This is a genomic window from Pseudotabrizicola sp., assembly GCF_030684215.1.
Taxonomy (GTDB): Bacteria; Pseudomonadota; Alphaproteobacteria; order Rhodobacterales; family Rhodobacteraceae; genus Pseudotabrizicola.
In genome coordinates, this window is the sequence record NZ_JAUXOV010000063.1 from 76,951 (window position 1) to 97,941 (window position 20,991).

21 protein-coding genes and 1 tRNA gene are annotated in these 20,991 nt (G+C 61.3%); 10 read left to right on the forward strand and 12 right to left on the reverse strand.

The genetic code is table 11. The features are described from left to right. Positions 1-12 precede the first annotated feature (12 nt). Together trxB and Q8K08_RS12500 are read left to right on the forward strand one after the other, a co-directional pair. Positions 13-975, forward strand: coding sequence for a thioredoxin-disulfide reductase (trxB, locus tag Q8K08_RS12495; protein ID WP_305250275.1), 963 nt, complete (start codon positions 13-15; stop codon positions 973-975). Positions 976-1,141: 166 nt separating this feature from the next. Then, positions 1,142-2,239, forward strand: coding sequence for a 2OG-Fe(II) oxygenase family protein (locus tag Q8K08_RS12500; protein ID WP_304801760.1), 1,098 nt, complete (start codon positions 1,142-1,144; stop codon positions 2,237-2,239). 7 nt (positions 2,240-2,246) lie between these two features. Here the strand turns inward: Q8K08_RS12500 and Q8K08_RS12505 are convergent, their stop codons facing one another. Beyond that, complete coding sequence (locus Q8K08_RS12505; RefSeq protein ID WP_304801758.1) at positions 2,247-2,825, reverse strand: hypothetical protein; 579 nt, start codon at positions 2,823-2,825, stop codon at positions 2,247-2,249. Positions 2,826-3,145: 320 nt separating this feature from the next. Between Q8K08_RS12505 and Q8K08_RS12510 the strand changes: the two genes are divergently transcribed. Together Q8K08_RS12510 and Q8K08_RS12515 are read left to right on the forward strand one after the other, a co-directional pair. Beyond that, complete coding sequence (locus Q8K08_RS12510) at positions 3,146-4,852, forward strand: bifunctional sulfate adenylyltransferase/adenylylsulfate kinase (RefSeq protein WP_304801756.1); 1,707 nt, start codon at positions 3,146-3,148, stop codon at positions 4,850-4,852. Between the two features lie 213 nt (positions 4,853-5,065). Beyond that, positions 5,066-6,034: a Hint domain-containing protein gene (locus Q8K08_RS12515; protein ID WP_304801753.1), complete on the forward strand. Its 969-nt coding sequence runs from the start codon at positions 5,066-5,068 to the stop codon at positions 6,032-6,034. Here Q8K08_RS12515 and Q8K08_RS12520 read toward each other — a convergent pair. Together Q8K08_RS12520 and Q8K08_RS12525 are read right to left on the reverse strand one after the other, a co-directional pair. Next, entirely contained in the window at positions 5,990-6,217 is a 228-nt protein-coding gene (locus Q8K08_RS12520; RefSeq protein WP_304801751.1) for a DUF1150 family protein, read from the reverse strand. The two genes, Q8K08_RS12515 and Q8K08_RS12520, sit on opposite strands and share 45 nt — an antisense overlap. Positions 6,218-6,229: 12 nt before the next feature. Beyond that, positions 6,230-6,643 (reverse strand): Hsp20 family protein, encoded by a 414-nt coding sequence (locus Q8K08_RS12525; RefSeq protein WP_304801749.1) that lies wholly within the window; start codon positions 6,641-6,643, stop codon positions 6,230-6,232. A gap of 303 nt (positions 6,644-6,946) precedes the next feature. On the opposite strand from Q8K08_RS12525, the gene Q8K08_RS12530 reads away from it, so the two are divergent. The 3 genes from Q8K08_RS12530 (at position 6,947) to Q8K08_RS12540 (ending at position 8,841) form a co-directional block, all read left to right on the forward strand. Then, positions 6,947-7,165: a YdcH family protein gene (locus tag Q8K08_RS12530; protein ID WP_304801747.1), complete on the forward strand. Its 219-nt coding sequence runs from the start codon at positions 6,947-6,949 to the stop codon at positions 7,163-7,165. Between the two features lie 121 nt (positions 7,166-7,286). After that, positions 7,287-7,772: a 5-(carboxyamino)imidazole ribonucleotide mutase gene (gene purE, locus Q8K08_RS12535; protein ID WP_304801745.1), complete on the forward strand. Its 486-nt coding sequence runs from the start codon at positions 7,287-7,289 to the stop codon at positions 7,770-7,772. Next, positions 7,765-8,841: a 5-(carboxyamino)imidazole ribonucleotide synthase gene (locus tag Q8K08_RS12540; RefSeq protein ID WP_304801743.1), complete on the forward strand. Its 1,077-nt coding sequence runs from the start codon at positions 7,765-7,767 to the stop codon at positions 8,839-8,841. The genes purE and Q8K08_RS12540 overlap by 8 nt, the downstream gene beginning before the upstream one ends. A 100-nt stretch (positions 8,842-8,941) precedes the next feature. Here Q8K08_RS12540 and Q8K08_RS12545 read toward each other — a convergent pair whose 3' ends face one another. Both Q8K08_RS12545 and Q8K08_RS12550 read right to left on the reverse strand, forming a co-directional pair. Continuing rightward, entirely contained in the window at positions 8,942-9,340 is a 399-nt protein-coding gene (locus Q8K08_RS12545; RefSeq protein WP_304801740.1) for a DUF4864 domain-containing protein, read from the reverse strand. Between the two features lie 72 nt (positions 9,341-9,412). Next, positions 9,413-10,996, reverse strand: a complete 1,584-nt coding sequence (locus tag Q8K08_RS12550) for a lysine--tRNA ligase (RefSeq protein WP_305250277.1) — start codon at positions 10,994-10,996, stop codon at positions 9,413-9,415. Positions 10,997-11,107: 111 nt separating this feature from the next. On the opposite strand from Q8K08_RS12550, the gene Q8K08_RS12555 reads away from it, so the two are divergent. Then, complete coding sequence (locus Q8K08_RS12555; protein WP_304801736.1) at positions 11,108-11,530, forward strand: tellurite resistance TerB family protein; 423 nt, start codon at positions 11,108-11,110, stop codon at positions 11,528-11,530. A gap of 72 nt (positions 11,531-11,602) precedes the next feature. On the opposite strand, the gene dacB is transcribed toward Q8K08_RS12555, so the two are convergent. Further along, entirely contained in the window at positions 11,603-13,084 is a 1,482-nt protein-coding gene (gene dacB, locus Q8K08_RS12560; RefSeq protein WP_305250278.1) for a D-alanyl-D-alanine carboxypeptidase/D-alanyl-D-alanine-endopeptidase, read from the reverse strand. A 65-nt stretch (positions 13,085-13,149) separates the two neighbouring features. Next, a complete protein-coding gene (locus tag Q8K08_RS12565; protein WP_305250279.1) occupies positions 13,150-13,776 on the reverse strand; it encodes a nicotinate-nucleotide adenylyltransferase in 627 nt (208 codons plus the stop codon). Positions 13,777-13,901: 125 nt separating this feature from the next. Here Q8K08_RS12565 and ettA point away from each other — a divergent pair, with 125 nt between their 5' ends. Further along, a complete protein-coding gene (ettA, locus tag Q8K08_RS12570) occupies positions 13,902-15,557 on the forward strand; it encodes an energy-dependent translational throttle protein EttA (RefSeq protein ID WP_304801724.1) in 1,656 nt (551 codons plus the stop codon). 218 nt (positions 15,558-15,775) lie between these two features. On the opposite strand, the gene Q8K08_RS12575 is transcribed toward ettA, so the two are convergent. From Q8K08_RS12575 to Q8K08_RS12595, 5 genes are all read right to left on the reverse strand, one after another. Beyond that, complete coding sequence (locus Q8K08_RS12575) at positions 15,776-16,204, reverse strand: transposase (protein WP_322573272.1); 429 nt, start codon at positions 16,202-16,204, stop codon at positions 15,776-15,778. Positions 16,205-16,702: 498 nt separating this feature from the next. Beyond that, a tRNA-Arg gene (locus Q8K08_RS12580) sits at positions 16,703-16,779 on the reverse strand. A gap of 50 nt (positions 16,780-16,829) precedes the next feature. Next, complete coding sequence (locus Q8K08_RS12585; protein WP_304801733.1) at positions 16,830-18,179, reverse strand: HAMP domain-containing sensor histidine kinase; 1,350 nt, start codon at positions 18,177-18,179, stop codon at positions 16,830-16,832. Between the two features lie 99 nt (positions 18,180-18,278). Continuing rightward, complete coding sequence (locus tag Q8K08_RS12590; protein WP_305250280.1) at positions 18,279-19,697, reverse strand: NAD(P)/FAD-dependent oxidoreductase; 1,419 nt, start codon at positions 19,695-19,697, stop codon at positions 18,279-18,281. Position 19,698: 1 nt separating this feature from the next. After that, positions 19,699-20,436, reverse strand: coding sequence for a TVP38/TMEM64 family protein (locus Q8K08_RS12595; RefSeq protein WP_304801717.1), 738 nt, complete (start codon positions 20,434-20,436; stop codon positions 19,699-19,701). Positions 20,437-20,741: 305 nt separating this feature from the next. Between Q8K08_RS12595 and rpmH the strand changes: the two genes are divergently transcribed. Beyond that, positions 20,742-20,876: a 50S ribosomal protein L34 gene (rpmH, locus tag Q8K08_RS12600; protein ID WP_100195973.1), complete on the forward strand. Its 135-nt coding sequence runs from the start codon at positions 20,742-20,744 to the stop codon at positions 20,874-20,876. Positions 20,877-20,991 lie beyond the last annotated feature (115 nt).

Below are 20,991 nucleotides of genomic sequence, written 5' to 3' on the forward strand. Positions count from 1 at the left end.
GTTGAGGTCACCATGAGCAACACCCGGCACACACGCGTTCTGATCATCGGCTCCGGGCCAGCCGGGTATACGGCGGCGGTCTATGCAGCCCGCGCCATGCTGAACCCGATTCTGGTGCAGGGTCTGCAACCCGGCGGGCAATTGACCATTACGACCGAAGTGGAAAACTGGCCCGGTGACACCCACGTTCAGGGCCCTGACCTGATGGTGCGGATGCAAGATCATGCCACCGCAATGGGGGCAGAGGTCATCAGCGATTACATTTCCTCGCTGGACCTGACCCGCCGCCCCTTTGTCGCGCAGGCCGATTCCGGCACCACCTTTACCGCCGACGCGGTGATCCTTGCCACCGGCGCACAGGCCAAATGGCTGGGCCTGCCGTCGGAAGAAAAGTTCAAAGGCTTTGGCGTGTCGGCCTGCGCCACCTGTGACGGGTTCTTCTATCGCGGCAAAGAGGTGGTCGTGATCGGTGGCGGCAATACCGCGGTCGAGGAAGCCCTGTTCCTGACCAACTTTGCCACCAAGGTCACGCTGATCCACCGCCGCGACAGCTTGCGCGCCGAAAAGATCATGCAAGACCGGTTGTTCAAGCACCCCAAGATCGAACTGCTGTGGAATTCCGAAGTGACCGAGATTCTGGGCGATGAAGCGCCCCTGTCGGTCACCGCCGTCCGCACCCGCAACCTGCTGACCGGTGAAGTCAAGGACGTGCCCTGCCACGGGTTCTTTGTGGCCATCGGCCACGCGCCTGCGTCGGAACTGGTCAAAGACCAGCTTGAACTGCACTCCGGCGGTTATGTGACGGTTGAGGCTGGCACCACCCGCACCACGATTCCGGGCGTGTTTGCAGCGGGCGATCTGACCGATCACATCTATCGTCAGGCCGTCACCAGCGCCGGAATGGGTTGCATGGCAGCCCTCGACGCCGAGCGGTTTCTGGCCGCACAAGACGCCGCGTTGAAGGCCGCCGAATAAGCCAGACCGCCGGATTGTGACAATGCGCGGTTGTGACAATGCGCGGCAAAGCGTTGCATAAACTCACAGTTGACAGAAAAACCATCGCATCGCCGGGTTGACCGATCCGGCGAACTTTCCCACCATTGCACCCGGTTCTTACCCGTCCTCAAAGTAAACAGGTGCAATGCAAGGTCCAGTCACACTCGCCGCAGGCGATCCCGCTCCGTCTTTCACGCAACGCTCTGCTGCGAATCCGCGCTATGCCATTGATACCGCCGCTGGCCGCTATCTGGTGCTGTGCTTTTTCCACTCCCTTGCGACTCCTCGTGCGCAAGACGCGATTGCCGCGTCCCTGTCGCGCGAAGATGTCTTCAATGACGACCACGCCAGCTTTTTCGGCATCTCATCAGACCCCGCAGACGAATCCCGCCTTGCCAACCGCATCCCCGGCAGACGCTTTATCTGGGACAGCGATCTCATCGCCAGCCGCCTTTACGGCGCGGCGCATGGCGATCTGCGCAAACCGATTTGGGTTGTGCTGGACCCCACCATGCGGGTGCTGAACGTCATCCCGTTTTCCAACGAAGACAGCCGCGTGGCACAGGTGATCGACTATGTGGCCAACCTGCCACCGCCTGCCCTCTTCGCCGGGGTGGAATTGCAGGCCCCGATCCTGCTGCTCCCGAATGTCTTTGAACCCAAACTCTGCCGCCATCTGATCGACCTCTATGACGCACAGGGCGGCGAGGAATCCGGCTTCATGCGCGAGGTGGATGGCAAAACGATCGGCATGAAAGACCGTGGCCATAAAAGCCGCCGCGACATCACGCTGAACGACCCTGATCTGATTGCATCGCTTCAAACGCGGTTTGTGCGCCGGGTCGTGCCGCAGATTGCCAAGGCGCATCAGTTTCACATCACCCGGATGGAGCGGTATATCGTGTCGTGCTACGACGCCGCCGAAGGGGGCCATTTTGCGCCACACCGCGACAACACCACATCCGGCACCGCGCATCGGCGGTTTGCGGTCTCGGTCAACCTGAACGACGACTTCGAGGGTGGCGAGGTCAGCTTTCCCGAATACGGGCCGCGCAGCTTCAAAGCGCCGCCGGGTGGGGCGGTGGTATTTTCCTGCTCGCTTCTGCACAAGGTATCCACGGTGACGAAAGGGCGGCGCTACGCGTTCCTACCCTTTCTCTACGATGATGCTGCGGCAAAAATCCGGCAAGCCAATCTGCACGCGTTAGAACCCGCGCAAGAGCAAGACACTCCTGCGCGGTGACAGCGGCTTAGTATCGAGTGCGGGACCGTTCGCGCGATGGCAGTTCCCCGCCATGATCCAGCGCACCTGATGGGGCGATGTTGCGGGCCTGATCGGCCATCGCACCTTTTCCCGGATCGGCCTCGGGGTCTTGGGGGTGCAGTGGGCCGCCATCTTCCTGCATCGGGCTTGCATCGCTTCCGGCCTCTTTCAGCGCCATTGCCTTTTGGGACAGGTCTTGCTGAGAGGGCGCCTTGCTGGCCTCAGCCTTGGGATCGGCCTCGGCATCAGAGCGACGCTGGCGCTCTTGGGCCACAAGGTCCAGCGCAAGGCCCAGCACACGCGCCTTGCCTTCGGATCCGGCGTTGTGCGTGGCCGGATTAACGCCGGACGGGTCTGCCTTGCCGCGCGCCTCGCGCCGTTGGCGGTTTGCCAGATCGCGCGCCCGGTCACGCCGGTCTCGCAACCGCTGAAGTGTGTCGCTCAGATCTGACGCGCTCATTTCGGCCAGATCACCCCGCGCGGCTTCCACCAGCTTTGCCTCGTCCTGATCCAGCAGGCGCATGTCATCGGCTGTAAAGTTCGGGGCGGTTTGCGGCGCAGTCATGGCACATCTTCCTTTCAAAAAATTCACTGGTAAAGCAACGCGCGCCACCGCCGATGGTTCCAACCCGGCGCAGCCATGGTCAACGGCGGCGAAAAGCCTGAAAAATTACCATCACTCAGCCAAAACCCAAACGAAGTTTCGGCATATCGCGACAGAAGCGAACAGGCTTCCGAATTGCTGGCATTGTGAAGCATTTTGGCCCTACATGCGCAGATTCTTGGTTGTTTCGCTTGAATTTCGCCGCATTGCCGCGCTAAAGCCCCGCGCGAATGAAGAGCGCGAACGCTCTCCCGGCTGTGCATTTGAAAGGCCTGTATCTGATGTCGCTTCCCAACCTTGCTCCGATCCCGGAACTGTATGTTTCCTACGATTCCGCCCAAAAACTTAAGGCAGAAGCGGGTGATCTTCCGTCATGGGATATGACTGCGCGCCAGATCTGTGATCTGGAACTGCTGATGAACGGCGGTTTCAATCCACTGAAAGGCTTCATGTCCGAGGCCGACTATGATGGCGTTGTCGCTGACATGCGCACGGCATCGGGTGCCTTGTTCCCCATTCCGATCACGCTGGACGTGAATGAAAAATTCGCTGAAACCGTCGAACCCGGTCAGGACATTGCGCTGCGCGACCAAGAAGGCGTGATCCTTGCCATCCTGTCGGTCACCGACAAATGGGTGCCCAACAAGGCGCTAGAGGCAGAGCGCGTGTTTGGCGCTGACGATCTGGCCCACCCGGCCGTGAACTACCTGCACAATCAGGCTGGTAAGGTCTACCTTGGCGGGCCGGTCACCGGCATCCAGCAGCCTGTGCATTACGATTTCAAGGGCCGCCGCGACACGCCCAACGAATTGCGCGCGTTCTTCCGCAAAATGGGCTGGCGCAAGGTCGTGGCCTTCCAGACCCGCAACCCGCTGCACCGCGCCCATCAGGAACTTACCTTCCGTGCCGCCCGCGAAGCGCAAGCGAACCTGCTGATCCATCCTGTCGTCGGCATGACCAAACCCGGCGACGTGGATCACTTCACCCGCGTCCGCTGCTACGAGGCGGTGCTGGACAAGTATCCGCAGTCGACCACCTCGATGAGCCTTCTGAACCTTGCCATGCGCATGGCTGGCCCGCGTGAAGCGGTCTGGCACGGCATCATCCGCAAAAACCACGGCTGCACCCATTTCATCGTGGGGCGTGATCATGCTGGTCCGGGCAAAAACAGCGCGGGGCAGGATTTCTACGGCCCCTATGATGCGCAAACCCTGTTTGCCGCCCATGCCGAGGAAATCGGCATCGAAATGGTCGATTTCAAGCACATGGTCTATGTACAAGAAAAAGCTCAATATTATCCCGCCAATGAGGTGCCCGAAGGCACCACCGTTCTTGATATCTCGGGCACTGAACTGCGCCGACGCCTGCGCGAAGGCATCGACATTCCTGAATGGTTCAGCTTCCCCGAAGTGGTGAAAGAACTGCGCCGCACCTCGCCGCCACGGGCCAAGCAGGGCTTTACGGTGTTCTTCACCGGGCTTTCCGGCTCGGGAAAATCCACCATCGCCAATGCGCTGATGGTCAAGCTGATGGAAATGGGTGGCCGTCCGGTCACGCTGCTGGATGGCGACGTGGTGCGCAAACACCTGTCATCGGAACTGGGGTTCTCAAAAGAACACCGTGACATCAACATCAAGCGCATCGGCTATGTCGCGTCGGAAATCACCAAGAACGGCGGCATTGCGATCTGTGCGCCGATCGCACCCTACACCGCCACCCGCCGCGCCGTGCGCGAGATGACCGAAGCCTTTGGCGCGTTCATCGAAGTGCATGTCGCGACCTCGATCGAGGAATGCGAAAAGCGCGACCGCAAGGGCCTGTATAAGCTAGCCCGTGAAGGAAAAATTAAGGAATTCACAGGTATTTCAGACCCTTACGAAGCACCGACCAATGCCGAGCTGGTGGTCGATACCCAAGATGTCGATGTGGACCACTGCGCGCATCAGGTGATCCTGAAACTGGAATCGATGGGCCTGATCCGCGCCTGATCTGTAAAACTGTACCTGAATAAAAAGGCGGCGCTTCGGCGTCGCCTTTTGTCGTTAACCTGATCAAAAACAGACAGGCGCATGATCCCTAGAGTTTAGGGATCGGGCGGTCAGGCTATGATAGAAACAGACAGCTGGGCCTGGCACGTCACAACGCCCTGGCCGGGTTTTGACCCCACGGACCAGAGCAATCTGGATGCGGGCGGCAATAGCATGTCTGTTGATCCCGCCACTTACACCGAAATCACCTGGCGGGACGCCGAAGGCGACGACATGATCGCCGACACCGATACGGACGACGCCAGCACCAGCAGCAATGACCGGGTAATTATCAACGGTGTCGAACACAGCATCCGCGAAATCGGCGGCTATCCGGGCGGCACAATGGTGGCGAACGGAGTGACCTACACCGTAAACTTCTCCGTCTGGCTGCTGGACGACGGCACCTACTTGGTCCGCATCCGCGATGAACACATCCCGCCGGATCTGCATTACAAAAAGGTCGAATCCCTGACGCTTGGCACTTTTGACAATGTCGAATACAGCCACAGCCTTGTATCTACCCGTGACGAACCGTTCTTGTGTTTTGTCGCGGGCACCCTGATCCATACCTTTGACGGTCTGATCCCGGTCGAAGACCTTCTGCCCGGTGATCTGGTGCTGACCGCAGACAACGGTTTTCGCCCGCTGCGGTGGTCTGCAAGCCGCCGGGTGGCCGGGCGCGGGCCAGCGGCGCCGGTCTTGATCACCGCCGGCACCTTGGGAAACAGCCGTGATCTGCGGCTGTCGCAACAGCACCGGATTCTGGTATCAGACTGGCGGGCAGAATTGCTGTTTGGCACTTTCGAGGTGCTGGTCGCCGCTCTCCATCTGGTGAACGGTCAGTCTATCCGTCTCGCTCCCTCTGCGTCGGTCAAGTATGTGCATTTGCTGTTTGACAAGCATGAGCTGATTTTTTCCGAAGGCATTCTGACTGAAAGCTTTCATCCTGATACCTATGGTCTGTCCCTTCTGGACCAACCCACGCGGGATGAAGTGCTAAGCCTGTTTCCCGATCTTGGCGATGTCAGGGCCAGTTCAACCGCGCGTCCCTGCCTGCGCGGCTGGGAAGCGCGGTCGCTTGCGCAGATCAACCGCTCAATGCACGCTGACAGGGGCCAGATCGTGCTGGCGCGCCAATGAAAACGCCATGCTACGCTCACGCACCAGCGCCACGCGCTCGCCATCCGGGCGATGCACGGAATAAACCGTCTCCACATCGCCGATCTGCTCACGCAACTCGTCTGGCAGATCGGCCACCGTCACCGGGCGCACATAAACGATCGGGCTTTCCACTTGGGCAAATGCCTTGAAAGGACTGTTCATCGCAAAATCTCCTTATCCTCGGCCGATGCGGATGGTCTGCACCACCGCATCCGGAACCGAGCGTTTCAGATCAATGTGCAACAGCCCATGATCCATGTTCGCGCCCGCAACCTCGACCCCGTCCGCCAGTACAAAACTGCGCTGAAAGGCCCGTGCGGCAATGCCTCTGTGCAAAAACACACGGTCTTGTGTGTCATCAGGCTGGCGCCCGCGCACGACAAGCTGGCGGTCCTCGACCGTGATCGCCAGATCTTCCTCGCGAAACCCAGCGACTGCCAGTGTAATGCGGTAAGTGTTGTCTGACGTCGCCTCTATGTTGAACGGGGGATACCCCTCGCCCGAAGACTTCGCAGTGCGCTCGACCAGCCGTTCCAATTGTTCAAATCCCAACAAAAACGGGTGCGCCCCAAAACTTAGTTTCGTCATCTGTCCCATGCCCTTTGCAAAAGCGACATTGCTTGACGCCAGCCCCATGACAGGCACCGGCACCTTACGGGAAATATGGGGCGCTGACGCGCAGGCTGCAAGGGCGGGGCCGCAAACCCGCCTTGCGCTGTGCCCTCGTCGCTTGCCCACCAACCACCATTGGCCAACCACCACTGGCTTGAATCGTTGCACCAAATTCTTTGCTGCACGGTCAAAGAATCCCTATAATCGGATGCACAAGGCCAAGACGACTCAGCAACGGTCTGATACCGCCACCCCTGACCCAGCCAGTAAGCGAATCCCATGAACGCGCCCAGCGAACTCAACTTCGAAGACATGCTCCAGATCCGGCTGGAGGTTCTGCGCCGTGGGCATCGCGATCTGGATGAGGCGGTTCACGCCCTTGAGGCGACAGGTCGCCCCGATCAGCTGACATTGCGCCGCCTGAAAAAGCAAAAACTGGCGCTGAAAGACCAGATCGTGAAGATCGAAGATCAGTTGATCCCCGATATCATCGCCTGAAGGCACCTACGCTTGCGGTCAAAGCCCATACGCTTGCGTCCAAAGCCCAGACGCTTGCGTCCAAAGCCTTGCTCCGGCGCGCATCCTGTCGTAATCGCGCCCAAAGCAATGGGGGACACGCATGGCCGTTGACGTCGGAATTATCATGGGGTCGCAAAGCGACTGGCCCACGATGAAAGAAGCCGCGCTTATCCTTGATGCGCTTGGTATCAGCTATGAGACAAAGATCGTCAGCGCCCACCGCACGCCGGATCGGCTGTGGACCTATGGCAAGACGGCGGCAGAGCGTGGGCTGAAAGTGATCATCGCAGGCGCAGGCGGTGCGGCGCATCTGCCGGGCATGATGGCCAGCAAGACGCGGGTGCCGGTTATCGGCGTGCCCGTGCAGACCAAGGCGCTGTCGGGGGTCGATAGCCTGTATTCCATCGTGCAGATGCCAAAAGGCTACCCCGTGGCCACCATGGCGATCGGCGCGGCGGGTGCCGCCAATGCCGGACTGATGGCGGCGGGCATCCTTGCGATTTCCGATTCTGCTCTTGCGGAACGGCTGGACGCGTGGCGCGATGCGCTGTCGGCCTCTATCCCCGAGGAGCCAAAGGATGACTGACATGCTGCGCCCCGGCGCGATGATCGGCATTCTGGGCGGCGGGCAATTGGGCCGGATGCTGTCGGTTGCCGCCAGCCGGCTTGGTTTTCAATGCCATATCTACGAGCCGGGGCCAAACCCGCCAGCGGGCGATGTTGCGGCCCGCGTGACCACCGCATCCTATGAAGACCTCGACGCGCTGCGCGCATTTGCGCAAAGCGTCGATGTCATCACCTATGAATTTGAAAACGTTCCCGCCGCCTCGCTTGACGCGCTTGAGGCCATCCGCCCGATCCGCCCCAACCGCCGCGCTTTGGCGGTGTCACAAGAGCGGATCGCGGAAAAGGATTTCCTGACCAGCCTTAGCCTGACAACCGCGCCCTATGCGCGCGTGGTGGATAAGGCCTCACTCGAGGCAGCCTTGGCGCAGATCGGCGCACCCGCCATCCTGAAAACCACAAGGCTGGGCTATGATGGCAAGGGGCAGGCCCGAATCATGACCCCGGCCGACGCCCCGGCCGCATGGCAGGCCATGAACGGCGCAGAATCGGTTCTGGAAGGCTTTGTCGACTTCAGCCACGAAGTCTCGGTGATCGCAGCCCGTGGCCTTGACGGGTCGGTCGCCTGCTACGACCCCGGCGAAAACGTGCACCAAAGCGGCATCCTGCACACCACCACCCTCCCCGCCCGCCTGTCGCCCGGTCAACGCAGCGACGCAGTGCTGATCGCCGCCCGCATTCTGAACGCGTTGGATTACGTCGGCGTGCTGGGGGTAGAGCTGTTCGTGACCCCCGTAGGGCTGATCGTCAACGAAATCGCCCCCCGCGTCCATAACTCCGGCCACTGGACCCAGGCCGGCTGCGCCGTGGATCAGTTCGAACAACACATCCGCGCGATTGCAGGCTGGCCCTTGGGCGACGGCGGGCGCCATGCCGATGTGGTGATGGAGAACCTGATCGGTGAAGATGTGGACCGCGTCCCCACACTTGCCCGCGAGCGCAGCACCCAGATCCATCTTTACGGCAAAGTCGAAGTCAAACCCGGCCGCAAAATGGGCCACGTAAACCGCGTGATCCGCGGCCTGACCTGATCACAGGGGCCATCTGCGGGGGTATCGAGCGCCCGCGGCTGGCATTTTCCTGAGGCTGCCGAAATACGGTCAGGACAGGAGCACACTGCGCAAGAGTATTTCAGGCACCGACACCGACCGAGGGCAGCAGTTGCACGCCGTTGATCTGCCAGCCGTCCGCTGTCTCGATCATCTGGTAATCGAGCAGATGGGTCCGGCCCTGTTGGTCGGTGATCATCACCCTTTGCCACAGGCTTCCGGCGACTTCGCGCAGGTCCAGCATCCTTACATCGCCCGGACGATGCACCATCGGATAGCCTTGACGCACCATCATACCAAAATTATCGGCGGTGCCGAAGATGCCTTTGATCGTCGGGCTGGCGAAGCTGAAGGCTGTGACGTAGTCGTCCTGTCCAAGCGCGGACAACTGGTTGCGGATGGTGTTCTGGATCTGGTCATCCTGCGCCAATGCGGGCGCGCAGAGGCAAGCGGCGGTCAGCAGTCCGGCAAGCAGGCGCATAGCCGTGGTCCTTTCGCGGAAACATCCCCACAAAAAGGATAGACCGGGCATGCGCCCGGTCAATGTTTAGCATCAGGCTTTGATAAAATCGCCTGCAAGCCCCTTGTCGATAAGGGCAATTGTTTCCGGCACGCCATAAAGCGCGGTGAAGCCACCAAAGCGCGGGCCATCAGAGGCGCCAAGCAGCACCTCATAAAGCGCCTTGAACCAGTCGCGCAGCGGCTCGAACCCGTGCTCCTTGCCCACCGCAAATACCATGGTCTGCAGGGCGTCGGCGTCATTGCCGCCATCCCATGCCGCAAGCCGTGCGCGCAGATCGAGAATTGCGGCACGTTCCTGATCGGTGGGCAGACGGAACACCCGTGCGGGCGCAATCTTGTCCGCGAAGTAGCGCACAGCATGGCCGGCTGCAGCATCCAGATCGGGGTGCGTCTCGGGCGAGGCATCCGGCGCATAGGCGCGGATATAGCCCCAGAGCCCTTTTGCATCCTTGGCCCCGGCCACCGAGGCCAGATTGAGCAGCATCGAGAACGGCACCACCATTTTCGACACCGGCGGCTGACCACCATGAATGTGCCAGACCGGATTGTTGACCTGTGCATCAACATCCTGATCGGCATAGGCCCGCAGCTGTTGGTGGTATTCATCCACCGCGCGCGGGATCACGTCGAAATGCATCCGCTTGGCGGTCTTCGGCTTTTGATACATGAAATAGGACAGCGATTCCGTGGCCGCATAGCTCAGCCATTCGTCAATCGTCAGGCCGTTGCCCTTTGATTTCGATATCTTTTGCCCCTGATCGTCCAAGAACAGCTCATAGGTCATGTGGTTGGGCTTGCGCGCGCCCAGCACCTCACAAATCCCGTCATAGATTGGGGTGTTGGTGGAATGGTCCTTGCCATACATCTCGAAATCGACGCCCAGCGCCGCCCAGCGTGCGCCAAAGTCGGGCTTCCATTGCAGCTTCACATTGCCGCCCGTCACCGGCAGCGTCCATTCGCGGCCGGACTCGTCGTCAAAGGTGATCTCGCCGCGCACCGCATCGACATTCTTCATCGGCACATACAGCACGCGCCCGGTTTCCGGGTGTATCGGCAGAAACGCCGAATAGGTCTGCTGGCGTTCTTCACGCAAACTTTTCAGCATGATAGCCATGATCGCGTCATAACGCTCAGCGCACAGGCGCAGGGTGTCATCAAAGCGGCCCGATTTGTAGAACTCGGTGGCGCTGATGAATTCATATTCAAAGCCGAACGTATCCAGAAACCGGCGCAGCATGGCGTTGTTATGCGCGCCAAAGCTGTCGTATTCGCCGTAAGGATCGGGCACCGATGTCAGCGGCTTTTGCATGTGCTGGCGCAGCATATCCTGCTGTGGCACGTTTTCGGGCACCTTGCGCATGCCGTCCACATCATCGGAAAAGCAGATCAGCCGCGTCGGAATGTCGCTGATCACCTCAAACGCGCGGCGGATCATCGTCGTCCTTGCAACTTCTCCAAACGTGCCGATATGCGGCAGGCCAGACGGGCCATAGCCGGTTTCAAACAGCACATAGCCCTTTTCCGGGGCTTTCTTTTCATAGCGTTTCAGAATGGCGCGGGCCTCTTCAAAGGGCCATGCCTTCGATTTCATTGCCGCATCACGCAAAGCAGACATTGCTTACATCCTTGAACCGCCCCCATACCCCATGCACGGGAAAGCCTCCGTCCTCTATTGCCGGAACCCCGGCGCGTCAATATTGTCGCCGCAAACGCAAAGGAATGCACGATGCCCGATACGCCCCCCTCAATGTCCCCTCAGGATGCGCTTGTTGCCGTTATGGTGGCGGTGTCGGCGGCGGATGAGCAGATGCGGACCTCGGAACTGGTCGCCATTCAACGGATGGTCAATCACATGCCGGTGTTTGCCTCCTATGATTCCGACCGCATCCGCACGGTCAGCCAGACCGTGTTTGACCTGTTCGAAGAAGAAGACGGGCTGGATGCGCTGTTCGGCCTGATCCGCGATGCGCTGCCCGAACGGTTGCGCGAAACCGCCTATGCGCTGGCCTGCGATGTGGTGGCGGCTGATGGCAAGCTGCGCGACATGGAGCTGCGGATGCTGGAAGAGGTGCGCGAGGAGCTGGCCATCGACCGGCTGCACGCCGCCGCCATCGAATGGGGCGCGCGGGTGCGTCATCTGAAGCCCTGACGCCAGCCGCGCAATCGAATGAGATTTGCGAAGCGTATCCACCAAGGGTAGGGCGGGCCACCGACACCGCTCTCAGGCATAGGCCTGTGACCAGCGCGCCAACAATTGCCATTGCAGATTGCGGGCGCGCGCCAGCCACGCCTCGCCACCCGGCGGGGCTTCCCGCTCGGTCACACTCAGCATGTCGCGGCGCGCGGTATCGGCAAGGAAGATCGCAAAGATCAGTTCGCGGCCTTGGGGCGGGCGGATATGGCCCGACAGACCTGACACGAAATTCAATGTGCCGCTTTTGGCGGTGACACGGGTCGGATGATTGGCAATCTCTTTCCCCTTGGCGTCCCGCAGGCCCATATCGCGCAGCAAAGGTTGCAGACCGGCACTTGATCCGCGCGCTTGGTGAATGATTTTTGCCATGTCTTCAGCCGTCACCCGCGACGCAGAGCCAAGGCCCGAATGATCGACGAATCGGCAGTCCACGCCAAACGTCGCGCGCACCCAGTCGGACATCGCCGCGCCAGACCCGGCAAGGTCTGCCGCCCCCGAGGCGCGCAGCCCCACAGCCTCGGCAGTGATATTGGTGGAAAACCGCAGCATGTCGCGCAAGATCGTCGTCAGGGGCACACTGTCCACCGCCGCCAGTTCCTGCCCGACGGGTTCTGACTGCAACGGCTGCGGCTCCGCCAGAGTGACGCCTTGCGCCTTTGCAAGCGTCTGAAACACCTCACCGACATAGAGCGCGGGGTGGCGCACCGGCAGCCAACGGCTGCCACCTTTGCCCAGCGCGCCCGAGGCGACGGTCCATTCATCGGCCGAATCGGCAGTCTGGTAGGTGAAGACCGGCGCATCACGCGTCACCACCTGCATCCGCGCCATACGCACGGCGGGCACAAAGCGCTCGCCCCGCGCATCCATGGCCGTAGACCAGCCGTCGTTCGCCCGCTTCCATTCAAAATGCACACGGTTGAAGTTCAGGTTCAGGCCGCTGATCGACGGGTTGTAACCCACCTGCACGGGCTGTTCGTCACTGATCTGCGAAACCGGCGGCAAGGCACGGTCCCATGTCAGAAAGCGCCCGGTTGCGGATTTCACCCCGCGCGCGGCAAGCGCCGCCGCAAGATCGCCCAACTGATCGGTTTGCAGCGTCGGATCGCCCGCACCCACCAGCAACACGTCGCCCTGCACCACACCACCCACCACCGGCCCTGTCGCCAGAATACGCGTGCGATACCGGAACTCTGGCCCCAACCGCGCCAGCGCATACAGCGCCGTCACCGCTTTGGTCACACTCGCGGGCGGCATCGCGGTCTGCGCCTCGCGCTGCTCCAGCACGGTGCCCGTAGCGGCATCCATCACAACATAGCTTGCAACGGCAGCCGCGCCCAGCTTGGCATTATTGATCAAGACCTCTGCCGATGTGCCACGCACCGCGGGCTGCTGACCGCCTCGCGGCACCGGACGGGGCGAGCGTGCCGGGGCCTCAGCCAGCACAGGCCCGGCCAACAGGGCAGCACAACTGCCCAGCAACCCGCCAACAATCCTTCGCCGTGAAACCATCGCGCACCCAATTCCTGAAGCCGCAGTCTAGGCGATCAGACCTGCCGCAAGCAACCACACCGCGTTCACGTTCCCGCGCCACCATGGCCCGCGCCGCCGCGCCAATCACCCCGCGCCCGGATAGCGCTGCTGCTGGCCCCGTTCATCGGCAGGTTGATGAACGCCCAGACCGGGGGCCGCCGTGACCCGCCCAGCCATTCACCCCGGTCCAGCTGCTTGGACCGGAATGCCTGCGCCGCCCGGCTCAGCCGCGCCTTGACCCCGGCGCCGGGCCGCGCCAGCACCGCCACAGGCACGCTGCGCAGAATATCGCGCCAGCGGTCCCAGCGGTGAAACTGTACCAGATTATCCGCCCCCATCAGCCAGACAAACCGCACGCCGGGATACATCGCCTGCAACCGCCTCACCGTCTCATAGGTAAAACGCGTGCCCAGTCGCGCCTCCAGATCCGTGATCTTGACCCGTGGGTGCTGCATCACCGCCCGCCCCCGCGCGATCCGGTCCGCCATCGGCGCAGGCTGGCGCGCCTTGAGCGGATTGCCGGGCGTGACCAGCCACCAGACCTGATCCAACCCCAGCCGCTTCATCGCCTCGCGCGTGATATGGGCATGCCCTTCATGGGCCGGATCAAACGACCCGCCCAACAGGCCAATCACCTGCCCCTTACCCGCTACCGGAAACCCGACCCGCATTCCGCCCCCTTATTTGGCTGGCCAAATTGCCCCTGCCGCGTTGCCCTTGTCCAGCAATATCGCTACATCAGGGGCAACCCAAGCACATGCGCGCACCCGCCGCCCCGCGACACCGGAGAATACACATGGCCAGCTATCAATATGTTTACCACATGGAAGGCGTCTCAAAGACCTATCCCGGTGGCAAGAAATGCTTTGAAAACATCCACCTGAACTTCCTGCCCGGCGTAAAGATCGGCGTCGTCGGCGTCAACGGGGCTGGTAAATCCACCCTGCTGAAGATCATGGCGGGCATGGACACCGATTTCAAAGGCGAGGCATGGGCCGCCAAAGGCGCCAAAGTCGGCTATCTGGCGCAGGAACCCCACCTCGACCCTACGCTGAACGTCAAAGAAAACGTGATGCTGGGCGTAGCCAAACAGACCGCCATTCTGGAACGCTACAACGACCTCGCCATGAACTACTCGGACGAAACGGCGGACGAGATGGCCGCGCTCCAAGACCAGATTGACGCGGGCAACCTGTGGGAACTGGAAGCCACCGTCGGCGTCGCGATGGACGCCCTGCGCTGCCCCCCGGATGATGCGAATGTCGAAGACCTGTCGGGCGGGGAACGCCGCCGCGTGGCGCTGTGCAAGCTGCTGCTTGAAGCCCCCGACATGCTCCTGCTGGACGAACCGACCAACCATTTGGACGCCGAATCGATTGCATGGCTGCAAAAGCACCTGATCGCCTATAAGGGCACCATCCTGATCGTCACCCACGACCGCTATTTCCTCGATGATATCACCTCGTGGATTCTCGAACTCGATCGCGGCCGCGGCATCCCCTATGAGGGCAACTATTCCGCATGGCTCGACCAAAAGGCCAAGCGCATGCAGCAAGAGGCGCGCGAGGACAAATCCAAGCAGAAAGCGCTGGAAAAAGAACTGGAATGGATTCGCTCCGGTGCCAAGGCACGCCAAGCCAAGGGCAAGGCCCGAATTGCGCGCTACAACGAGATGGCAGGCCAGACAGTGCTGGAACGCTCGTCCAACGCGCATATCATCATTCCCAACGGGGAACGCCTTGGCAACAAGGTGATCGAAGTCACTGGCCTGAAAAAAGCCATGGGCGACAAGCTGTTGATCGAAGATCTGACCTTCACCATCCCGCCGGGGGCCATCGTCGGCGTCATCGGCCCCAATGGTGCCGGCAAATCCACCCTGTTCCGCATGCTGACCGGGCAGGAACAACCCGATGAGGGCACCGTCACCCTCGGCGACACCGTGAAACTCTCCTACGTCGACCAGTCCCGCGATGCACTGGACCCGAATAAAAACGTGTGGGAAGAAATCTCAGGCGGCTCGGAAATCATCCAGCTTGGCGACATGCAGATGAACAGCCGCGTCTACACCGGGGCGTTCAACTTCAAGGGCACCGACCAGCAGAAAAAGGTCGGCCTGCTGTCCGGCGGAGAGCGTAACCGCGTCCACATGGCCAAACTGCTGCGCTCGGGCGGCAACGTGCTGCTGCTGGATGAGCCGACCAACGACCTTGACGTGGAAACCCTGCAAGCCCTCGAATCCGCCATCGAAGACTTCGCCGGCTGCGCCGTGATCATCAGCCACGACCGTTTCTTCCTCGACCGCCTCTGCACGCATATTCTGGCATTTGAGGGCGACGCCCATGTCGAATGGTTCGAGGGCAACTTCCAGGCCTATGAAGAAGACAAGATCCGCCGTCTGGGGCCAGACGCGCTGGAGCCGAAGCGGGTGAAGTACAAGCGGTTTTCTAGGTAATCGCCGCGCGGTCACCACAAGCGTAGGGCGGGGTTCTCCCCGCCTTTCTTTCGACGACCGGGGGCGGCGGGGTGAACCCCGCCCTACTCCCCGAATTCCCCCACCTCAATCGACCCACCCCACTCCGGCTCCACCACTCCCAACCGGATATCCCGGTGGATCGACGAATACGGCCAATCAACGGGCCGCTGCACCAACCCATGCTTGACCGGATTGCCTCAGCAATACCGGACATGGGCCGCATAATCCGCCTCATCCCGGATATGGTGTTCCCAAAACCGTGGTTGCCAAAGCCCGACCTCTCCCTTGCGCCGTAGGGCGGGGTTCACCCCGCCATTCTTGCGCCCCACAGGCGGCGGCGGGGTGAACCCCCGCGACTTGCGCATGCTCATCGAGAACCGCGCCTTGATCGCCCCCCACCGCACCGCAAAATCCCCATCCCCCGCCGGCATCTGCCAGACGCAATGCAGATGATCCGGCAGCACCACCCAAGCCGCGATCTGAAAGGGCCGCTCGGCGCGCGTCTGCGCCACTGCGCGACGCAGGGCGACCACCTCCCGCTGCAACAGATCACTGCCACGCAGCGCAAGGCACAGGGTAAAGAACACCCGCGCGCCGTATGATCTGGGGCGGTGATACTGTGGCATCGGGCAACGATGACAGAGCGCGGTTAACACCGCGTTGCCGCACCCGCGCGCATCCCGCCGGGACCGCACAAACGTCATGACGTAAACCCGACGCCCGCCATACCCGGACCAGACGCAGCGCATATCTGAAGAAATGCAAGTTTTCAGGCGCTTACGACTTTTCCACTCGAATGCGGAACCATCACCCCGCTCTTGCGTTCGTTTTTCGAACCCACCTGAAAGGACGACCCCATGAAAGGCGCATTGGCTTGGCTGATCGGCATCCCGATCCCGATCATCATCATCCTTTACCTGCTCGACGTATTCTGAACACCCGGCAGGCAAAGCTGCGACCCCCATTCGCAGCCAGACCCTCACCTTTCCCCAAGGTGGGGGTCTTTTCTATGTGCAACGACACAGCTGAAAGCGCCAATAAAGGGATTGAAGCCGCCCTGTCAGGCCGTTGAAACCAAATGGCAATTCAGCTCGAAACGCATATGGCGCAAAAAACATGATGTATGGTGAACCCGGAGCGATTCGAACGCCCGACCCTCAGATTCGTAGTCTGATGCTCTATCCAGCTGAGCTACGGGTCCACTATGGGGGCGGATTTAGCGACCCCCGCCGGGGTTTGCAAGGGCAAAAGTCACGGATGGGCCAGACTGTTTTCAGAAACTGCTTTGGGCAGGTGAATCAGAAACTCCGTCCCCTCATCATCGCTGCGCCCCAGTTCCAGCCGACCACCATGGCCCCGGATCAACTCTGCCGCAATCGCCAGCCCCAGCCCGATCCCCCCTTTGCGGGCACCGCCCTGAAAGGCTGCAAACAAATGCTCGCGGGCCTTTGGTGGCAGGCCCGGCCCTGTGTCGCCAACACGCAACCACCACGCCGCGTCATCCTCTCCCGCAGAGATCTCGACGGTGCCACCCTGCCCTGTCGCCTCCATCGCCTGACGGGCATTGCGAACCAGATTGGACAGCACGCGGTACAACTGTTCACCATCGGCGCGCAGGGTAAAGCCCGCCGGAATGTCGATCAGTGCGGTGATTGCGCTCTCGCCCAACAGACCCTCGGCCTCAGCCACTTCTTCGGCCAATGGGCGCAGCTTCAATTTCTCCAACCGCGGTGGCGGTTCTTCCGCTTTACCAAAGGCAAGCGTTGATTCGCACAAGCTGACCGCCCGGCTGATCGAGCCTACCAGCTTTGGCGCGGCACGGGCCACCATAGGGTCGGCGCTGCCCTCGATCCTGTCGGCGAACAGTTGTGCTGTGGTCAGGATGTTGCGCAGATCATGGCTGATCTTGGCCACCGCCCCGCCCAACTGGGCCAGCCGTTCCTTTTGCCGAAGCGCCCCGGTCAACTGCTTTTGCATGCTTTCCAACGCATCCTCTGCCGCGCGCAATTCCACCACGGGAGAGGTGGGCGCGATCACCCGGCGCGCATCTTCGGGGGCCTCGGCATAGGCTTGCATGTGGTTCACCACACGGCGGATCGGCGCCACGATCATCCTCTGCACCGAGATGAACAACAATACCGCCGTCACCGCTGAAATCAGCACAGACAGCACCAGAATGCGCAGACCATAATCGATCATCGCCGCCCGTAGCGGCCCGGTTTCCATCGTGACCTCTATCAGCAGCCCGGCTTGCTGAACCGGGTTGCCGATCACCCGGATCACCCGGTTCATCGGGTCGCCCAAAACGCCAAAGGCATCGCGGATCAACTCCCACGGGCCCGAGGCGCGCAGGTCATATGTGCCTGAAATCGCGGCGGGAATCGGAGAGGACAGAACCAGTTGCCGCACCTCATCACGCCGCAGCACCACGTTGAACACGCCCGCATTGACCAAAAGCTCGGCCTCCAGAGCTGGGGCGATCACCTCATCAGTGGTCAGCAGGGCCAATGACGCGATCTGTGCCTTCTCAAGCCGCAGCAGCAGATAGTCAGCCCGGAACCGCGCAATCGAGGGCACAAGGATCAGCACCTCGGCCAGCATGACAAAGGCGATTGTCAGCAGCAAGAAACGCCCCGAAAGCGTCTTGAAAAACCCGCCGTGCCCCGCCTTCACCCTGCTTCACCCCTCCGCCGCCTTGGGTCAGGGCAAAACCCTTTGCACCAACCGCACCACACGCTTGAGCATAGGATTATCAAAGAGTTTAGGGGAAAAATAGGCTCCTGCCGCACGTTTCGAGATTTCGCCCAAGGTAGGATAGGGCGCGACCATTCCGGCGATGGCGCTGATCTTCGCCCGCGAGGCGATGGCAAAGGCCCAAAGCCCGATCAATTCGCCCGCCACTGGTCCGGCAATGGAAACGCCGATCGGGCGCCCCTTGACCACCATCACCTTCAGCAGCCCCTGCGCTTTGCCTTCGGCCTGCGCGCGGTCATTGTGGTGGAACTCTTGCCGCAGCACGGTCAGGGCCGCGCCGTGCGCCTTGCGCGCCTCGGCCTCGGTCAGGCCGACCTGCGCCAGTTCGGGGTCGGTATAGGTGACCCAAGGGATGTGCCGGGTGGTCGCTTTTGCGGGCAGACCCAGCACGATCTGGCGAATGACGATGCCCGCATGATATCCCGCAACATGGGTAAATTGCAGCCCGCCTGCCGCATCGCCCACCGCATAGACCCGGCGGTTGGTGCTGCGCAGATCAGGGCCAACGGTGACACCCTTTCGGTCATGCTTGATGCCTGCCGCGTCAAGGTTCAGCCCTTCCAGATGCACTTTGCGCCCCACGGCCATCAGCAGATGGCTGCCCTGCACGGCGCGCCCGTCTTGCAGCGTGACCGTGATGGCCCCCGCCCGACCCGACAGGGCAGTCACAGGCGCGTCTTCCAAAATCTCCACGCCCTCGGCCCGCAGATTGGCCAGCACCACGGCTGCCATTTCCGGATCATCCCGACCAAACGCCTTTGCACCCTCGATCACCGTGACCTTGCAACCCAACCGCCGATGCGCCTGCGCCATTTCCATACCAATCGGGCCACCGCCGATGACCAGCAGATGGTCCGGGCGGTCGCGCAGGGCAAAGATCGTCTCGTTGGTCAGGTAGGGCACAGTATCAACGCCCGGTATTGGCGGCACAAAGGGGCGGCTGCCAGTGGCCACGACAAAGCGGCGCGCTTTGATGACCTGCCCCCCGGCCTCGACCTCATCCGGCCCAGTGAACCGCGCCCATGCCCGGATCACCTGCACGCCCAGGCCCTCAAACCGTTCCTGACTGTCCACAGGCGCGATGGTCTCAATGACCTTGGCGACGTGATCTTTGACCGCGCCAAAATCCACCTGCGGCTCTGACGGCGTGATCCCGAACTTGGCCCCGTCGCGCATCGCTTGTGCCGCCTTGGCCGCCGCAATCAGCGCCTTTGACGGGATGCAGCCCGCGTTCAGGCAGTCGCCGCCCATCTCGCCGCCCTCAATCAACACCACGCGCGCGCCCATCTGCACCGCCCCCGCAGCGATAGATAAGCCGCCAGAGCCCGCGCCGATTATACAGATGTCTGTCTCGATCCGGTTCATGTCAGACCTCTTTCTTGAAACGCTTGAGGATGATCGGCAAAGCCGAAAGGGCAGCCAGACCCAGAATCGGGCCAAGGATATGCGGCGCAAAGATTATCGACAGGTCGGGGGTATCGCCGCGTGCAAATACCTCACCCAGACCCGCACCGACCGAGGTGAACACGAATGTCCCCGGAATGATCCCGACAAAGGTCGTCAGCGCAAAGCGAAACAGCGAGGTGCCGACAAAGGCGGGCAGCAGGTTGGCAATGAAAAACGGCACCGCAGGCACCAGTCGCATGATCAGCAGCGCCGACCATTCATTTTCGCGCAATCCCTGTTGCAGACGGGCGGCGGCACCGCCCTTTTCTTCGATCCGCGCGGCCACATCCGCACCAAAGCCGGCCCGCGCGGCAAGGAAAACCGCCGCCGCACCCACCGTGGCGCCACCCACATTGTAAAGCACCCCCGGAAACAGGCCGAATAAAAAGCCGCCCGCCAGCGTGGCGATGGTCGCGCCCGGCAGGCTGAACCCGACGATGATCACATAGGCCGCCACAAACACCAGACTGGCCAGTATGAAATTGCTGTCCCGAAACGCCAGCAAAGTATCCCGGTGCTGGGCCAGTGCATCAAAACTGATCTGGTCACGCAACAAGAACGCCCCCAGCAAGGCCACCAAAACTATGGCAAGGAACGGCAGGCGTTTCAGCCATGGATTTGCAGGTCTGGTCATCTGGTCCTCGGTCTTGGTGTGCATCTTGGTCCTCGTGGCGTGGTCAGTTTCACTACGCGCGGGTGGGTCCAACCGTTTCTCGAAAGCCACTTTGCAACAGGCTCATCACGCGGCCTTGATCGCAACCGCTGCTTTGAGGCAAGGCTAGCCGGATTTTGCAACAAACGACGGGACGGTGTGATCGTATCGGTAAGCCATATGTGATTTGTTGCGCGAAATCCTTGCGGCTTGCGTTGACTTGGGCGCCAAGCCTGCGTAAAGGACGGGCTTGAAGTTCCCTGCCCTCGAATCCTTTGGGGTTCGGGCAAGCCGTCTGATGGAGAGCCGCGATGAAGCGCACATACCAACCGTCCAACCTGGTCCGCAAGCGCCGCCATGGTTTCCGCGCCCGCATGGCCACCAAAGGTGGTCGTCTGGTGTTGGCAGCCCGCCGCGCCAAGGGCCGTCACAAGCTGTCGGCATAAGTCCTTCGGCCCTGTTAAGGGCCGGATATGGAGTGGCAAGACATGACGCCGCCGGAGGAAATGAGCCAAGGCATCGCTGCCAAAACGCTCATAGCGCCTCCGGCGGTTTCGTTTT

What these genes read in the sequence shown, in the direction of transcription:
- trxB (WP_305250275.1), top strand. Translation starts at nt 13, where the DNA reads ATGAGCAACACCCGGCACACACGCGTTCTGATCATCGGCTCCGGGCCA.
- Q8K08_RS12500 (WP_304801760.1), top strand. Translation starts at nt 1,142, where the DNA reads ATGCAAGGTCCAGTCACACTCGCCGCAGGCGATCCCGCTCCGTCTTTC.
- Q8K08_RS12505 (WP_304801758.1), bottom strand. Translation starts at nt 2,825, where the DNA reads ATGACTGCGCCGCAAACCGCCCCGAACTTTACAGCCGATGACATGCGC.
- Q8K08_RS12510 (WP_304801756.1), top strand. Translation starts at nt 3,146, where the DNA reads ATGTCGCTTCCCAACCTTGCTCCGATCCCGGAACTGTATGTTTCCTAC.
- Q8K08_RS12515 (WP_304801753.1), top strand. Translation starts at nt 5,066, where the DNA reads ATGTCTGTTGATCCCGCCACTTACACCGAAATCACCTGGCGGGACGCC.
- Q8K08_RS12520 (WP_304801751.1), bottom strand. Translation starts at nt 6,217, where the DNA reads ATGAACAGTCCTTTCAAGGCATTTGCCCAAGTGGAAAGCCCGATCGTT.
- Q8K08_RS12525 (WP_304801749.1), bottom strand. Translation starts at nt 6,643, where the DNA reads ATGACGAAACTAAGTTTTGGGGCGCACCCGTTTTTGTTGGGATTTGAA.
- Q8K08_RS12530 (WP_304801747.1), top strand. Translation starts at nt 6,947, where the DNA reads ATGAACGCGCCCAGCGAACTCAACTTCGAAGACATGCTCCAGATCCGG.
- purE (WP_304801745.1), top strand. Translation starts at nt 7,287, where the DNA reads ATGGCCGTTGACGTCGGAATTATCATGGGGTCGCAAAGCGACTGGCCC.
- Q8K08_RS12540 (WP_304801743.1), top strand. Translation starts at nt 7,765, where the DNA reads ATGACTGACATGCTGCGCCCCGGCGCGATGATCGGCATTCTGGGCGGC.
- Q8K08_RS12545 (WP_304801740.1), bottom strand. Translation starts at nt 9,340, where the DNA reads ATGCGCCTGCTTGCCGGACTGCTGACCGCCGCTTGCCTCTGCGCGCCC.
- Q8K08_RS12550 (WP_305250277.1), bottom strand. Translation starts at nt 10,996, where the DNA reads ATGTCTGCTTTGCGTGATGCGGCAATGAAATCGAAGGCATGGCCCTTT.
- Q8K08_RS12555 (WP_304801736.1), top strand. Translation starts at nt 11,108, where the DNA reads ATGCCCGATACGCCCCCCTCAATGTCCCCTCAGGATGCGCTTGTTGCC.
- dacB (WP_305250278.1), bottom strand. Translation starts at nt 13,084, where the DNA reads ATGGTTTCACGGCGAAGGATTGTTGGCGGGTTGCTGGGCAGTTGTGCT.
- Q8K08_RS12565 (WP_305250279.1), bottom strand. Translation starts at nt 13,776, where the DNA reads ATGCGGGTCGGGTTTCCGGTAGCGGGTAAGGGGCAGGTGATTGGCCTG.
- ettA (WP_304801724.1), top strand. Translation starts at nt 13,902, where the DNA reads ATGGCCAGCTATCAATATGTTTACCACATGGAAGGCGTCTCAAAGACC.
- Q8K08_RS12575 (WP_322573272.1), bottom strand. Translation starts at nt 16,204, where the DNA reads ATGCCACAGTATCACCGCCCCAGATCATACGGCGCGCGGGTGTTCTTT.
- Q8K08_RS12585 (WP_304801733.1), bottom strand. Translation starts at nt 18,179, where the DNA reads ATGCTGGCCGAGGTGCTGATCCTTGTGCCCTCGATTGCGCGGTTCCGG.
- Q8K08_RS12590 (WP_305250280.1), bottom strand. Translation starts at nt 19,697, where the DNA reads ATGAACCGGATCGAGACAGACATCTGTATAATCGGCGCGGGCTCTGGC.
- Q8K08_RS12595 (WP_304801717.1), bottom strand. Translation starts at nt 20,436, where the DNA reads ATGCACACCAAGACCGAGGACCAGATGACCAGACCTGCAAATCCATGG.
- rpmH (WP_100195973.1), top strand. Translation starts at nt 20,742, where the DNA reads ATGAAGCGCACATACCAACCGTCCAACCTGGTCCGCAAGCGCCGCCAT.